A 14,488-nucleotide genomic window follows, 5' to 3' on the forward strand; every position below is an offset into this window, starting at 1 on the left:
CCGTTTACGAGTCCTCACGATGGAATGAGTAACTGGTCTAGATATCCATACAAACCACAAACCATGTTAAATCTCAACACAGAAAGGGGCTCACATGCAATGACCTATGTATCCTTTCCAGAATCAAGGAAGAAGGATTTCACCGCGATTGGCCGTCTGTGTATCGACTTGAATGCCAATGAGATCAATCGCCCGATGGAAGAGACGATGACGTTCACGAAATATGTGGGTGGCTCTCCAGCCAACATTACGATTGGCATGTCCAGGCTGGGTATGGAGACAGCTTTTATCGGCAAAATCGCAGGTGACCAGATGGGCAGATTCATCCAGAGTTATTTGGAGAAGAACGGCATCGACACATCAAATGTGGTGACAGATGACACCGGAGCGGTGACCGGGCTTGCTTTTACCGAAATCAAGAGCCCAGCCGATTGCAGTATCCTGATGTACCGGGACAATGTAGCTGATCTGTTATTACAGGCGCAAGAGGTACAAGAGCAGTTAATTGCCGACTCCAAAGTACTGCTAATCTCAGGCACGGCTCTCGCTCAGAGCCCATCCCGTGAAGCCGTATTACAGGCACTAACATATGCAAAAAAGCATGGCACAGTTATTGTGTTTGATCTGGACTATCGTCCATACACATGGACATCAGATGAAGAGACAGCGGTGTATTACAACCTCGCAGCCGAGAAATGCGATATCATCCTGGGCACACGTGAAGAGTTCGACATGATGGAGACATTCGACCATAATCCAGATCATAGCGATCAGATAACTGCACAGAAATGGTTTGATTTCTCAGCCAACATCGTTGTAATCAAACACGGCAAGGAAGGGTCCATTGCTTATACGCGTGAAGGGCTTTCCCACCGTGCTGACAGCTATCCGGCAAAAGTGGTCAAAACGTTCGGTGCAGGCGACTCCTATGCGGCAGGGTTCCTGTATGGATTGATGCAGGGCTGGACGATTGAGCGCAGTATGGCGTACGGCAGTGGGGCAGCAAGTATCGTCATTTCGAGCCACAGCTGTTCGGATGCGATGCCAACGGTAGAACAGGTGAATGATTACATCGAACGTTGCAATCGGGGCGAGATTACCGTGTCCTGAAGGACGTTGCAATACTTTGAATAACGTGCTCATACAGATCTATAACAATGAACAAGTTGGACATAAGCGATCACACATAAGCGAAGGGAGACAGGGCTATGGGAAAAGGGATTTCTGAAGCATCTGCAACAGCGACAATGGTACAAAACTGGATCGGAGGTGCCTGGGTAACCCCAGCGGCAACTCGTACGGAGCCGGTTGTGAACCCGGCTACAGAAGAGGTTATTGCACACGTGCCACTGTCTGAACAAGCGGACGTAGATCTGGCCGTACAGACGGCACGGGAAGCATTCAAATCCTGGAGCGGCACACCGGTTCCACGCCGTGCACGTATTCTGTTCCGCTACCAGCAGCTGCTAGTGGAGCATTGGGAAGAGCTCGCTCGCTTGGTAACACTGGAGAACGGCAAAAGCTACGCCGAAGCGTACGGTGAAGTATTGCGTGGCATTGAATGCGTCGAATTCGCGGCAGGTGCCCCGAATCTGATGATGGGTAAACAACTGCCTGACATCGCAACAGGACTGGAGTCGGGCATGTACCGGTACCCAATCGGCGTAATTGGGGGAATTACCCCGTTCAACTTCCCGATGATGGTCCCTTGCTGGATGTTCCCGCTGGCTATTGCGTGTGGTAACACCTTTGTTCTGAAGCCGTCCGAGCGTACACCGCTGCTGGCAGGCCGCTTGGCAGAGCTGTTCAAGGAAGCAGGGCTTCCGGACGGTGTGCTCAACATCGTTCACGGTGCGCATGATGTCGTGAACGGTCTGCTGGAACACAAGGATGTTCAAGCGATCTCTTTTGTCGGCTCACAGCCTGTGGCTGAATATGTCTACACCACTGCATCCAAGCATGGCAAACGGGTACAGGCACTCGCGGGTGCCAAGAACCACTCGATCGTTATGCCGGACGCCGATCTGGATCTGACGGTGAAAGAGATTACGAGTGCAGCTTTTGGTTCAGCAGGAGAACGTTGCATGGCCTGTTCGGTTGTTGTAGCTGTAGGTGATGTGGCTGACACACTCGTACAAAAGTTGGTGGAAGCAGCAGATCGCATTACCATCGGTAACGGCATGGATGAGGGTGTGTTCCTCGGTCCCGTAATCCGTGGACCACATAAAGAGCGCACACTCCGTTACATTGAAGCCGGAGAGCTGGAAGGCGCGGCTTTGATCCGGGATGGACGTAAGGATCAAGCGACAGGGGAATCCGGTTATTTTGTAGGACCGACAGTATTCGACCAAGTGCAGAGTAATATGAAAATCTGGCAGGATGAGATCTTTGCTCCCGTACTCTCGGTAGCAAGAGTGTCTACGCTGGAGGAAGCTGTGGAGCTGGCGAACCGTTCCGACTTTGGTAATGGTGCGTGTCTGTTCACCCGCAGCGGGGCGAGTATGCGTCAATTCCGTGAAACAATTGATGCGGGCATGTTGGGGATTAACCTGGGCGTACCTGCGCCAATGGCATTCTTCCCGTTTTCCGGCTGGAAAAAGTCCTTCTACGGTGATCTGCATGCCAATGGCACGGATGGTGTTGAGTTCTACACTCGCAAGAAGATGGTAACGGCACGCTGGTAATAACCAACCAGAGCATAACTCGGGCTAAGGGGAACGCCAAGCCCATATGGACGCACATAGGGAGGATAACGGAATGGGCAAGGACAAAGTGAGAATTGGCATCATCGGTGCTGGACGGATCGGCAAAATTCATGCAGACAATCTTCTGCGCAACCCGCATGCCGAGATTGTGGGAATCAGTGACTTGTTCGCCGGTCCTGAACTTGAGGCTTGGGCCTCCAGACGAGGCATTCCTGTTGTAACGACAGACAGTAGCCAGTTGATCTCAATGCCTAATGTAGATGCTGTGCTGATCTGTTCTTCAACAGACACACATGTACCGTTGATTGAACAGGCCGCTCAGGCAGGGAAACACATCTTCTGTGAAAAGCCGGTGAGCATGGATCTAGCGCAGACCCAAGCGGCTGTAGCAGCAGTGCAAAAGGCTGGCGTGAAGCTGCAAATCGGGTTTAACCGCCGCTTCGATCACAACTTCAGACGGGTACGTGCACATGTGCAGGATGGTACGATTGGTGATCCGCATATTATCAAGATTACTTCTCGCGACCCGAGCCCACCGCCTGCGGAGTACATCCGGGTGTCTGGCGGGATCTTCATGGACATGATGATCCACGACTTTGACATGGCTCGGTATCTGTCCGGGAGTGAAGTGGAAGAAGTGTACGCTCAGGGCAACGTGCTGATCAATCCGGTCTTTGCAGAACATGGCGATGTGGATACAGCAATTGTTACGATGACTTTTGCTAATGGAGCGATTGGTGTTATTGATAACAGCCGTCAGGCTGTATATGGGTATGATCAGCGAGTCGAAGTATTCGGCTCGAAGGGCAGCGCCACAGCGGCGAACGATCATCCCAATACGGCTGAGATTAGTACAGCAACTGGGCTCATGCGCGACAAACCATTGCACTTTTTCCTGGAACGCTACAATGAAGCGTATGTGCAGGAGACAGCCCTCTTTATCGATGCGATCATCCATGATACACCCGTTATCGTAGATGGCCACGATGCCGTACAGGCAGAACGAATTGCGCTGGCAGCGAAGATGTCGATGGAGCAGGGAAGACCTGTGAAGCTGAGTGAAGTTCCTGGGGTATCACTGGAATCGCAAACGGCAACGCCATAGGTGGATTTTCCTAATAGTTAAAGCTTTTGTTTTTTATAGTTGTTGTGGACGACTACAGAAAGGAGTGGATGACAAGATGTCAGAACGTATTGTGAAACCCGTGTCCAACCCGGAGGGAGACGGTACGCTTATAAACGTAACACCGGAATCGGCTGGGTGGGAGTATGTTGGCTTTCAGGTAGCGAAGCTGGCGGAGGGGGAGACGCTAACCCGTGAGAGTGGTGATCAGGAACTCTGTGTGGTGCTTCTCAGCGGCTTCGCTAATGTAAGTACTCGGGAGAACACATGGGATAATATCGGGAAAAGAATGAGTGTTTTCGAGAAAATCCCCCCGTATTCGGTCTACGTCTCAACTTCCGATCAAGTGCAGATCACAGCACGTACCGAACTGGAAATCGCTATATGTGTTGCACCCGGTAAAGGCACGTATCCGGCCCGTCTCATTGCACCGGAAGATGTAGGAGTAGAGGCGAGAGGTTATGGCAATCTGGAGCGCCAGATTCACAACATTTTGCCGGAGCAGAAGGAAGCGGACAGTTTGCTCGTTGTTGAGGTATTTACACCCGATGGGCATTGGTCTAGTTACCCGCCACATAAGCATGATCGGGACGCACTCCCAGATGAATCTTTGCTGGAAGAAACGTATTATTTCCGTGTACAGCCTGAACAGGGGTTTGCCATTCAGCGGATATACACGGATGATCGTTCTGTGGATGAGACACTTGCAGTGAAGAACGGTGAAGTGGTGCTTGTTCCGGACGGATATCATCCAGTAGGTGCTCCTCCCGGTTATGAGGTGTACTATTTGAACGTAATGGCTGGACCAACCCGGACTTGGAAATTCCATAATGACCCTGACCACGAGTGGTTGATGAAAAAGTAAAACGGTTTATGCTGAGCACATTGTGCTGGCTCCAAGTTGCGTATGCAGACTTCCCCCTGCATAATGAGAAGAGAACAATTATCTATGCGATCAATTTCATAACTCACTAAAAATGGATTTCTGTAACTAAATATAGACAAATTGAACCATTTTGATCTATATTTAGCCTTGATTGAAGCAGCTAAAGGTATTATGAAATTGATTCATGTATAACGAAACTTATATATAGCACAAATGGGGAAAAACAATGAAAGCAACCATATACGATATCGCACGCGAGGCGGGTGTATCTATTGCAACCGTCTCACAGGTCATTAATGGCAAAGGCAAGATCAGCGAGAAGCGGCGCGCCGAGATTATGGAGATCATGGAACGCCTTCACTATCAACCCAGCGCGATCGCAGCCGCACTTACAGGTAAGCAGACATATACATTGGGACTGCTCGTACCGGACATATCCAACCCGTATTTTGCAGAACTCGCCAGAGCGGTGGAGGATCGAAGCCGTCAATTGGGATACAGCGTGGTCATCTGCAGTACCGATAATAAGGACGAGCGGGTAGAGCGTTACCTGAATCTGCTCCAGCAAAAAAGGGTAGATGGCATGATGATCGGAACGGGGATCGATAATGCCGACATCTTGTCACCTCTCTTGCAACAGTCCATCCCTGTCGCTTTGATTGCTCGCCATATGCCCTCACTGTCGGTGCATACAGTCACCATTGACGACTTGCTTGGCGGCACGCTTGCAGCACAGCATCTGCTTGAACTTGGGCATACTCGTGTAGCAGTGCTGTCGGAACCGTCCAAAGTCAGCAGTAGTCAGGAACGTGTGCGTGGATTCCGCGAAACGTTGAATAAGGCGGGATATACGCTGGAACCGAATCAGATCAGAGAATCGGCGGCTGACCTGAGCTCGGCCAAAAAAGAGGCGTTACTGCTGCTTGGTGAGAACGATCACCCAACAGGCTTGTTCTGCTGTAATGACATTCAGGCCATCGGTGCACTTCAGGCAGCCAAAGAGCTGGGCCTACGCGTGCCAGAGGATGTGTCGATTATCGGATTTGATAATACCATTCTGGCCTCTGTAACCAGTCCACCGCTTACGACGGTTGCCCAGCCGATTGAAGATCTGGGGCATCGCGCTGTAGATCTGTTGATTGAAGAGCTGAAGGATGAGCGAAATGAACCACAGAAGATTGTCCTGAAGCCCGAACTGGTCATCCGAGAATCAGCAGGCCGTGTATTGGGCTGAAAACAATGACGCTTCCTGCGTACGTTGACCAGCCATGAGTCTATGCATACATGTGTCATATTCTTTTATGCAGATACGAGTGCCGTTCCATCTCTCATACTTAATATGTAACGTAACATATTAAACAAGCCGCGTTCACCCTATGGGAGATCGCGGCTTGTTGATTTATATCTTGAACTTTTTCACTTCTTCAGCGAGCGTATTGGCTTGTTGAGCCAGTTCATTGGAGCGTTCCGAGATACTGGTAATATAATTGAACTGTTCTTGCGTCGAAGAGGCAACCTCCTCCGTTGAAGCGGCGCTCTGTTCGGACATGGCCGCAACACTGGAGATCACTTCAGCAATCTTGCCAGAGCTGTTATCCAATTCGGTTGTTGCAGACGATACTTGTTGAAGCTGGTTGTCGATGCCTTCAATGGATTGCTTGATTCGCATAAACGAATTGCGCATCTCATGCACGGCAGTGACCTGCTGCTCAATACCATGTTCAGTAGAATCGACTTCGCTCACACTTTGGCGGCTAGCTGACTGAATTTCATTCAGCAATACGATAATATCCTGAGCAGAGCCTGCGGATTGTTCAGCCAGTTTGCGCACTTCCTCGGCAACCACTGCGAATCCACGTCCATGTTCACCCGCTCTGGCTGCTTCAATGGAAGCGTTCAGGGCCAGCAGGTTGGTCTGGGAGGCAATAGCTTGAATCATGCTGACGATGCCCTCAATCTTCTGTGATTTGTCTGCCAGTAGGGTGATGGATTCACCTACACGGTCAATCGATTGGCGGTTGCCATCCGAAAGTTCCACCTGGTGATCTACCGCCTGTAGTCCAGCCAGCATGGCTTCTCCTGCCTCACGCATCATCGTTACGGACTGCTCGACACTGCGATTAATGCCGCCGACACTATCACTCATCTCCGACAGACGGCTTGAGCCATCATACACGGATTCAGCCTGTGTACTGGAGCCTTGAGCGAGTTCATCAGTGGCAATGGAGATCTGCTCTGCGATGCGCTTGGTGTTATCTGTATGCTCTTGCATCTCACCTGAGATACTTTGTACGCGATCGGCAGAAGCCGTTACTTGTCTGAACAGCGAGCTAAGCTGATCGGACATCTGATTGAATGCCATGCCAAGTTCAGCGAACTCATCTTTGCCTTTGATCTGCACCCGTCCTGTAAAATCACCACTCGACATCTGGCGGGACGTTCCATGCAGACTTCTCAGTGGCTTGATGAAGAGTGTTGCGATCCAATAGGCACTTGCCAGCACAACCAATAACGTAATGCCGATAATGAGAATGTAGTTATTGCGCAATTCATAATACTCAGCGTAGGCCAGCTTCTCGGAGATGATGGAGCCTACAACCCAGCCGGTGCTTGGAATCTGATGATAGAACAACAGATATTTCTCATCGTTATATTGGAATGGCTTCTGACCTGACGGATTCGTCTGCATATCTGCCAGCAGCGGGTTTAACTCTGTATTTTCCTTGGCGGAGGTGTTCACCAGTTTATCGTCAGGGTGAGCCAGAAGTAGTCCGTTTTTATCGATTAAAAAGGTGTAGCCCAACCCATTCAGATTTATTTTTGCCACGGTATCGGTAAGTGTAGAGAGCAACAAGTCGCCTGCGACAACCCCTTGCAATGCGCCGTCTTTATTTTGGACCGGCATGGCAATCGACACCGCATATTGCTCCGACATCATATCCAGATAGGGATCAGAGAATGTTAACTGATTAGCCTGCTTCGCTTTCTGATACCAAGGACGCTGTCTTGGATCATAATCTGAATCGGGAGTCCAGTCTGAACCATTCATGAAGCTGCCTTCTTCTTCTGACCCGTAATATAGATCCGACAGGCTCTCTTTATTACTGCCAAGCTTCATAATGTTAAAGTATTCTTGCGTGAGTTCTCCCTCGGGCACGCCTTCCTGGATGACAAAACCTAACGTTTCGATCACTTTGGCATTACTGCTGATCCAGCCGTCCAACTGATTTGCCGAAGAAGACATTAAGCCATTCAGTGTGGAGTCAACATTACGCGTGGCTTGCTTTTCGGTTTGAACCAAGCCAAGTGAAGCTAGTGGCAGTGCGGTGATCAACACAGCGGCAAGAAACATGATCATTAATTTTGGTTTGAGCTTCATTTCAATTCCCCCAAGCGTTTTACAATTACACGCCTATACTTCTTCAAATCACATATTATCGTGCGTGGCGAACATGTTGTTCCAAGCGATTTGTTGATCATGCTCACTTGTTGAAACTGGCCGAGTATAGCCTCGGGATGTCATGGATGTGTAAGAATGAATGGAGCTTATGAAGTATATCGTCATTTTTAGTTCAAATTTTAGATAAGTAAGGAATAAGAAATGACATTGGTACAGAAAGATTGAGATGATATACTTGAGAATATCAATAATTACCAATTCATATGTTTGTGTGGATATTGAGAGGGGATTGGGATGAGTAAACGAATCAAGCTGATTATGGGTATCGTCACGATTATCGTGGCTGTGGCAATTGCGGTACCCATGTATGTTTCCGGGCAACACACCACGTTTCGAGCAGAGGTTACAGATCATATGAGCATGCTGGATAGATTGGATCGACTGACCATTAGAAAAATTTCAAGTGCAGATCCGTATAATGAAGATGATGAAGTGACGATTACAGATCCCAAAGAGATTAGAGACATGCTGAAGCTGTTGAAGGATGTTGAACTTAAAAAAATGAAGGATATCGATACTGCTCAAAGGAGTCCATATTACTATGAATGGCGACTTACCATTAATAAAGAAGGTCGCTTTACCAATGGATTCGGACTGACGTTTTATAATGAAAAATCCATCTCGATCTACAGCGAGGCGAAAACGAGAGACCAACTTGAGGATTACGAGATTACTAATGAGTTTAATCTGAATGAGATGGAACGCCTATATCAGAAGTTGAAGGAGGAGCAAACATGACCAAGACCGACTATCATGTACGTCCGATTGAGGAACAGGATATCCCCTTTCTGTGGGAGATGTTATATGCATCCCTGCATACACGAGAAGGTGATGAACCTCTCCAACTCGAAAGTATACATACGCCTGAGCTATCCAAATACGTTGAAGACTGGGGAAGAGAAGGGGATTTTGGGTATGTTGCGGTAGACCAGTATGGGAAGAGATTAGGTTCAATAACATTACGATTCTATATGGATCAGAATGCGGGATACGGTTATGTGAATGCAGCTACGCCAGAGATGGGGATGGCTGTAATTGAAGATGCACGCGGAAAAGGAGTAGGCACCTTACTGCTTCAGACTGCACTGGATGAAGCCAAACGGCGGGGAATTGAAGCAGTCTCGCTCAGCGTAGACCCGGATAACGAAGCGATTCGCTTATATAAGCGGATGGGATTTGTGGAGAAAGGCCTATGTGGTACATCGGTAACGATGGTACGAGTGAGCGCTTCAGAATCTTAAGCGATAAATCCATTCTTTAACTTAGGAAGAAAAACTAAACAAGCGCAGTGGTACGTTAAAAGGGAAAGGCGCTTCCTCATCGGAAACGCCCTTCCTTTTGCCATGTAGCATCCACATATTCTCTTTACACTTGCGTAGCAATAATTCGATTTATTTCAACAAAAATGCCAAAGCCTCGTCATACGTTTCCCATTGAAATTCAGTCTGATGTGCTGATTCTTTGGCAATCCGATTCAATTGCATTTTGGCGATCGCACCGCCTATGGCTACACTGGCCCGCTTCATACCCCACTCTATCAGTATTTCTGATGCTCCACGAGCACATAAGTAAGTTTAGAATCCAATCTTCAAACTGTTACCTTCCGTCGCTACACCTTTGGAAAGGGAAATGCTCAACTTTTGTTCTGCTGAGAAACCAAGTGTTTCCCCGTCATGCAATGTAACGTCTTTTTCAACGACATACGTTGTGGTTATGAACATCATCTCGAATACATCACTTAAGGACTCAGACGATTGTATAATCTCCAATTCTTCTTTTCCGAAGTTACGTAGTCCGTAAGTATAAGCTGAAGCGCCTTCGGCATTTTGGAATAATCCGATGAAAATCCAGAGCGAGACGGGCAACTCATCATGCTTGATTCCGCGGCTCGTCTCAACATATTGGCGGGCTTCAACAACAAGCGGAGCCATATATATTGCAAGTGCGTGGTTCAACTGTAATAACGCACTCGCAGTCTGAGTGAACAGAACATGTCCCTCAATTGCATTTGTTGCGTTCAGAACGGATACGATAATCTGAGACTGGTGCCGTGAGGTGACTTGTTCTGCTTCTCGCCAAAGGATGTTTAGTTTGGCATTCTCCTCAACTTCACGGTCAGGTACAGGCGCGGCAATGTGAGCACATACCACCTGCATTCCATTTACCTCAAAAAAGAGATTGCCCTCCTCCGGGCGTTCCTCAATCTTGATATCCCACTCGTTTTTCATGTTCCTAATGAAGAGGTCAAAATCACAATCGTCACGCTCCAACAGGACAAAACCCACGATGGTTTCACTGTAATTCGTCGATTCTACAGTGCCGCCTGTGGGTACGTTCTCCTTTTTGCGCCGTCGAAGCTTGTCGAACAATCCCATAACATGTTCTCCTTCCTATCCCAGATTGATTCTGGTCATTGTACACTGCTATCTATTCACTACCTTACCATAAAGGAGTTAAGATGAATCGCAGCAATGCACCTATCGACAGGAAATTACAGGAACAAGACCAGAAACAATGCTATGATCGCAGGCAATCCTTGTTTGATAATGATTGACCGTGAAGCAGTTACTCCTCCATAGAGGGCCGCGATAATTACACAAGCCAGGAAGAAAATCTGAATATGCTGTCCAACGGCAGCATCCGGATATACGAGTCCCCAGATCAGACCTGCAGCGAGAAATCCATTGTAAAGGCCTTGGTTGGCCGCGAGGGATTTGGTAGATTTGGCGAACTCGGGCGTGAGATTGAAGGTTTTCATTGTGCGTGGACGAGTCCACATGAACATCTCCATCACCATGATATAGATGTGTTCGACAGCTACAAGAGCTACAAAAATGATACTAATCAAATGAAACACCTTGCTTTCTAATATGTAATTTATTTACTTGTCCGTCTTAGTATAAATCTTTACATCAAGAACGGGAAGAGCAAATTTAATTTTTAACAATTTAATTGTGCATTATATATCAGTGTTTCTCATTTTACTATGGGCTTATGATGTTAAAATAAAACAAATCGTACAAAGATAAGCATACGCCGATTGTCGAAAAACCATCCATTGGGTAATAATGAACAATTAAGAAGCGATTCACTAAAAAGAGAGGAGATCACTATGGGAACTGTGCAATTCGTTTTGTTAGCTGATGATCCATCCACATTTGTGACACGAGTCGTCCCTTTTATCGATATTGAGCTTGCGGGAATTCCGAATGATCGCCATTATGGTCTGCTTCGTCCGGCGGACTCACGCCAGAAAATCTACAAGCGGGGTACACCGATTGCGAATCGCAGGCAGATCAGTATGGTGTCAGAGGAGGAATGTGCTCTTATTGCTGAGAAAATGAACATTCCTGAAGTGCGTCCAGAGTGGCTTGGTGCCAATATGCTGGTCCGTGGCATTGATCGATTAACTGAACTGCCTGCTGGAACTCGGCTTCTATTTCCGGACGGGACGGGGTTAATATGCGAAGGGGAGAACCTTCCCTGTGTGCATCCAGGAAAAATGATTGAGCAATTCTACGAACAAGACGGTTTGCGCAAAAAATTCGTGCCAGCCGCTCGCAAAAAACGTGGGATTGTCTGCTCGGTAGAATGCGAAGGGGCAATCCATACCGGGGATACCATCGAAGTCATTCGCCTGTCCTGATTGTTCAGGACAGGTTTTAATTCATTAGCCCGCGGCGCTCGCTATTCAGTTGTTTGGAGTGCATATACTCCTCCGGTGTACTGCCGATAATAGATTTGAAATCTCGAATGAAGTGGGATTGATCATGATATCCGAGATCTTGAGACAGCTTAACCAGATCACAGTGAAGCCCCTGCTCCATCGATTCTGCAGCATTCTGCAGACGATACAACTTGATTACGGTTTTGGGTCCGATGCCCACATACTGATTGAACAGGCGTTGGAGCTTTCTTTTATGAATATTCCAATATGAAGACAGATCATCTACTCTCAACATCTCCCGGTTCTGTTCAATCTGTTGCACAATGCCGCTAACCAGCGTCGTTTGAGCATCCTCAACTGGAAGGTGTGCAGATAATAGCTGATCGATGTAATTGATTTTATATGCATCATCCCCATCTCCAAGCAGCCGCTCTTCCATCGCGCTCGCTGTGACATCAAGAATACTGGATACATCCATCGGTTGTCCGTACAGTGAAGAGACAGGTACCCGGAGGAAGGGATAGAACCCTCCTGGTTTGAACTTCACGCCAAAAACACGACCTTTCCCGCGCACAAGATAGGTGAATTTACGTCCCGATGGGCCGAAGAAAAACGTATTGTTCCGTTCCACAACCAAATTGACACAGGGGTTGGGCACGACATGTTGGGGATACGCTTCAAGTCCAGTCAGATCCCATGATACGATCCAGTAGTGTTTAACAAAAGGGCGAAGTGCTTCGGAAGGAGCATGGCGTGTCAGTTGATATTTATGGTCACCTTCATTCAGATTCAGCAGGCCCATACTGGGTCTGGCACCTTGTTCCACCTGTTTCATCCGACACCCCCTCCTGCTCATCTCACATTATTTAGACTCTCTGAACAACAATGCACGCACAGCAAAACGGGGTAAAATGAGTTGCCTGCGCCATCTCGAAGGTTGACTGAGAAGGCGATAGAGCCATTCCAGGTTAAGCTTCTGCCACATCGCAGGAGCACGTTTGGTTTTGCCAGCCACGATATCCAGACTACCTCCTACACCTATGGCTACACGAGCGTTCAACTGGTGTCGATAGTTGCTAATCCAGTGTTCGGCATGGGGTGCACCCAGAGCTACGATAAGAAAGTCTGGTTGAGCAGTACGAATCTCTTCCACAATCTGTTGTTCCTCATCTGCCTGGAAATAACCATGGTGTCTACCTTTTACGATTACTCCGGGATAGCGTTGTGCAATGACCTTTACTGCCTGTTCACTGACGCTTTCCTCTGCTCCCAGCATGTAGAATGACCAGTGTTTTCGATCGCCTTCCTCCAATAAACGAAATAGCAGATCACAACCGGTTACCCGTTCAGTTAACTTTCCGCCCCGAAAACGGGATACCATCACAATGCCAGCACCGTCTGCCGTAACCAACCCGGCTTGACCGACAACTTTGCGAAGGGAAGCATTCTTTTGGCAGGACATGACGATCTCGGGATTGCCTGTGATGACATGGAATAGTTCAGTGCTATCCTGATCTATGACTTCACCAAGGATCGCAACAGTCTGATCCATCGTTACATTGGGAAACGGGATACCCATGATATTCGTGGATTGGCTCATCTCTCCATTCCTTTCTAGTTTCATCTTATCATCTTGAGCAGGTACTGTTATTTCATTCCAGTTCAGTATATCTGATCTTCTGAGAAAGCACTATATGGGCACAACGCGTTTGGATCATGGTATAAACATTCCGGGACACTTAAAGAAAGCTTATATTTTTACCTGTTGTCGCGTTTTTACAATACGGCCTTTGGGGTATAACGATAGGATAGGAGTGCGAGGTCGGCAGATCGCGTATCCAATACATAAAGGGAGTGAGTGCATGGAACTGAAATATGAATTCTATATCAATGCAGGACTAGATGACGTGTGGAATGCTCTAATATCACCAGATGGCACACGGAACAGTTTTTTCGGCAGCGAACTTCGTACCAATTTCCAACCAGGTCAACCGTTTGCTTATGTAGGGCCGGGCAATGATGGTACAGAGACTGTCCATGTGTATGGAAATATATTAGAATTCGAACCACTGTCCACACTCAGTTATCAGGAGCATCCTGGACCGTCGTACCATGCGAATCATGCCGAGCTTCAATCCAGAGTCGTCTTTCAGTTGGAGACTGTGGGTGAGTGTACGAAGCTGACGCTGATCAATGATCAATTTACAGAAAACCATCCTTCCTTTGCGAGTGCACAGAGCAGCTGGTGGATGATTCTGAGCAGCATCAAAACTTGGGTGGAGACTGGGAAAACGCTGAATTTTGGCTGGTAACCGGCAAGAGGCAATCATGAATGATTTATGTATATGGCATTGAATTTCAGGGAACTGATGAAATATCTGATTATCGTTTGCAACGCAAAGACGGAGAGTGTCGGTGGTATCATGCCGGCAGGGAGACCATTCGGGATCATGATGGAGTACCGCTGCGTGTAGCTGGAACTAATCGAGATGTTACTCATGAGAAGAACAAGGAGCAGGTCAATTAGGATCGGGTTAATCATTCTCGAAATTTATAAGCTCGAAGCCGTTAGTTTTAACATCATGATGGTGGGCACACAACATCAACAAAAACAACCGGGAGGCATTTCTGCTCCCGGTTGTTTTTT

At 47.8% G+C, this 14,488-nt stretch carries 15 protein-coding genes and 1 pseudogene; 10 read left to right on the forward strand and 6 right to left on the reverse strand.

The genetic code is table 11. The features are described 5' to 3' along the window. Positions 1-99: 99 nt before the first annotated feature. From iolC to M1D71_RS01485, 5 genes are all read left to right on the forward strand, one after another. Complete coding sequence (gene iolC / locus M1D71_RS01465) at positions 100-1,110, forward strand: 5-dehydro-2-deoxygluconokinase (RefSeq protein WP_458124955.1); 1,011 nt, start codon at positions 100-102, stop codon at positions 1,108-1,110. Between the two features lie 98 nt (positions 1,111-1,208). Continuing rightward, positions 1,209-2,684: a CoA-acylating methylmalonate-semialdehyde dehydrogenase gene (locus tag M1D71_RS01470; protein WP_458124956.1), complete on the forward strand. Its 1,476-nt coding sequence runs from the start codon at positions 1,209-1,211 to the stop codon at positions 2,682-2,684. Positions 2,685-2,757: 73 nt separating this feature from the next. Further along, positions 2,758-3,810: an inositol 2-dehydrogenase gene (gene iolG / locus M1D71_RS01475; protein ID WP_458124957.1), complete on the forward strand. Its 1,053-nt coding sequence runs from the start codon at positions 2,758-2,760 to the stop codon at positions 3,808-3,810. A gap of 76 nt (positions 3,811-3,886) precedes the next feature. Further along, positions 3,887-4,693 (forward strand): 5-deoxy-glucuronate isomerase, encoded by an 807-nt coding sequence (gene iolB, locus M1D71_RS01480; RefSeq protein ID WP_458124958.1) that lies wholly within the window; start codon positions 3,887-3,889, stop codon positions 4,691-4,693. 247 nt (positions 4,694-4,940) lie between these two features. Then, on the forward strand, positions 4,941-5,948 hold the full coding sequence (locus M1D71_RS01485) for a LacI family DNA-binding transcriptional regulator (RefSeq protein ID WP_458124959.1): 1,008 nt from the start codon (positions 4,941-4,943) through the stop codon (positions 5,946-5,948). 165 nt (positions 5,949-6,113) lie between these two features. On the opposite strand, the gene M1D71_RS01490 is transcribed toward M1D71_RS01485, so the two are convergent. Then, positions 6,114-8,093, reverse strand: coding sequence for a methyl-accepting chemotaxis protein (locus M1D71_RS01490; RefSeq protein WP_458124960.1), 1,980 nt, complete (start codon positions 8,091-8,093; stop codon positions 6,114-6,116). Between the two features lie 315 nt (positions 8,094-8,408). Here M1D71_RS01490 and M1D71_RS01495 point away from each other — a divergent pair, with 315 nt between their 5' ends. Beyond that, a complete protein-coding gene (locus M1D71_RS01495) occupies positions 8,409-8,912 on the forward strand; it encodes a hypothetical protein (protein ID WP_458124961.1) in 504 nt (167 codons plus the stop codon). Next, the gene (locus M1D71_RS01500) at positions 8,909-9,415 is read left to right on the forward strand and encodes an N-acetyltransferase family protein (RefSeq protein WP_458124962.1); all 507 of its coding nucleotides are present in this window, start codon (positions 8,909-8,911) and stop codon (positions 9,413-9,415) included. Before M1D71_RS01495 ends, M1D71_RS01500 begins: the two co-directional genes overlap by 4 nt. A 150-nt stretch (positions 9,416-9,565) precedes the next feature. Here the strand turns inward: M1D71_RS01500 and M1D71_RS01505 are convergent, their stop codons facing one another. From M1D71_RS01505 to M1D71_RS01515, 3 genes are all read right to left on the reverse strand, one after another. Further along, entirely contained in the window at positions 9,566-9,700 is a 135-nt protein-coding gene (locus M1D71_RS01505) for a hypothetical protein (protein ID WP_458124963.1), read from the reverse strand. A 48-nt stretch (positions 9,701-9,748) separates the two neighbouring features. Then, positions 9,749-10,549, reverse strand: a complete 801-nt coding sequence (locus M1D71_RS01510; protein WP_458124964.1) for a DUF4261 domain-containing protein — start codon at positions 10,547-10,549, stop codon at positions 9,749-9,751. Between the two features lie 116 nt (positions 10,550-10,665). Then, complete coding sequence (locus M1D71_RS01515) at positions 10,666-10,971, reverse strand: DUF1304 domain-containing protein (protein ID WP_458127131.1); 306 nt, start codon at positions 10,969-10,971, stop codon at positions 10,666-10,668. Positions 10,972-11,286: 315 nt separating this feature from the next. Between M1D71_RS01515 and M1D71_RS01520 the strand changes: the two genes are divergently transcribed. Beyond that, positions 11,287-11,820, forward strand: a complete 534-nt coding sequence (locus tag M1D71_RS01520) for an MOSC domain-containing protein (RefSeq protein WP_458124965.1) — start codon at positions 11,287-11,289, stop codon at positions 11,818-11,820. Positions 11,821-11,836: 16 nt separating this feature from the next. Here M1D71_RS01520 and M1D71_RS01525 read toward each other — a convergent pair whose 3' ends face one another. Together M1D71_RS01525 and M1D71_RS01530 are read right to left on the reverse strand one after the other, a co-directional pair. Further along, positions 11,837-12,676 carry a DUF6597 domain-containing transcriptional factor gene (locus M1D71_RS01525; protein WP_458124966.1) on the reverse strand — a complete coding sequence of 280 codons (840 nt, stop codon included), beginning with the start codon at positions 12,674-12,676 and terminating at the stop codon, positions 11,837-11,839. A gap of 27 nt (positions 12,677-12,703) precedes the next feature. Next, positions 12,704-13,441 carry a WecB/TagA/CpsF family glycosyltransferase gene (locus M1D71_RS01530; RefSeq protein WP_458124967.1) on the reverse strand — a complete coding sequence of 246 codons (738 nt, stop codon included), beginning with the start codon at positions 13,439-13,441 and terminating at the stop codon, positions 12,704-12,706. A 262-nt stretch (positions 13,442-13,703) separates the two neighbouring features. On the opposite strand from M1D71_RS01530, the gene M1D71_RS01535 reads away from it, so the two are divergent. Both M1D71_RS01535 and M1D71_RS01540 read left to right on the forward strand, forming a co-directional pair. Next, positions 13,704-14,153 carry an SRPBCC family protein gene (locus M1D71_RS01535; RefSeq protein ID WP_458124968.1) on the forward strand — a complete coding sequence of 150 codons (450 nt, stop codon included), beginning with the start codon at positions 13,704-13,706 and terminating at the stop codon, positions 14,151-14,153. A gap of 68 nt (positions 14,154-14,221) precedes the next feature. Further along, positions 14,222-14,359: pseudogene (locus M1D71_RS01540) on the forward strand (PAS domain-containing protein); the annotation flags it as partial. Positions 14,360-14,488: the final 129 nt, after the last annotated feature.

Source organism: Paenibacillus sp. Z3-2 (assembly GCF_054161325.1).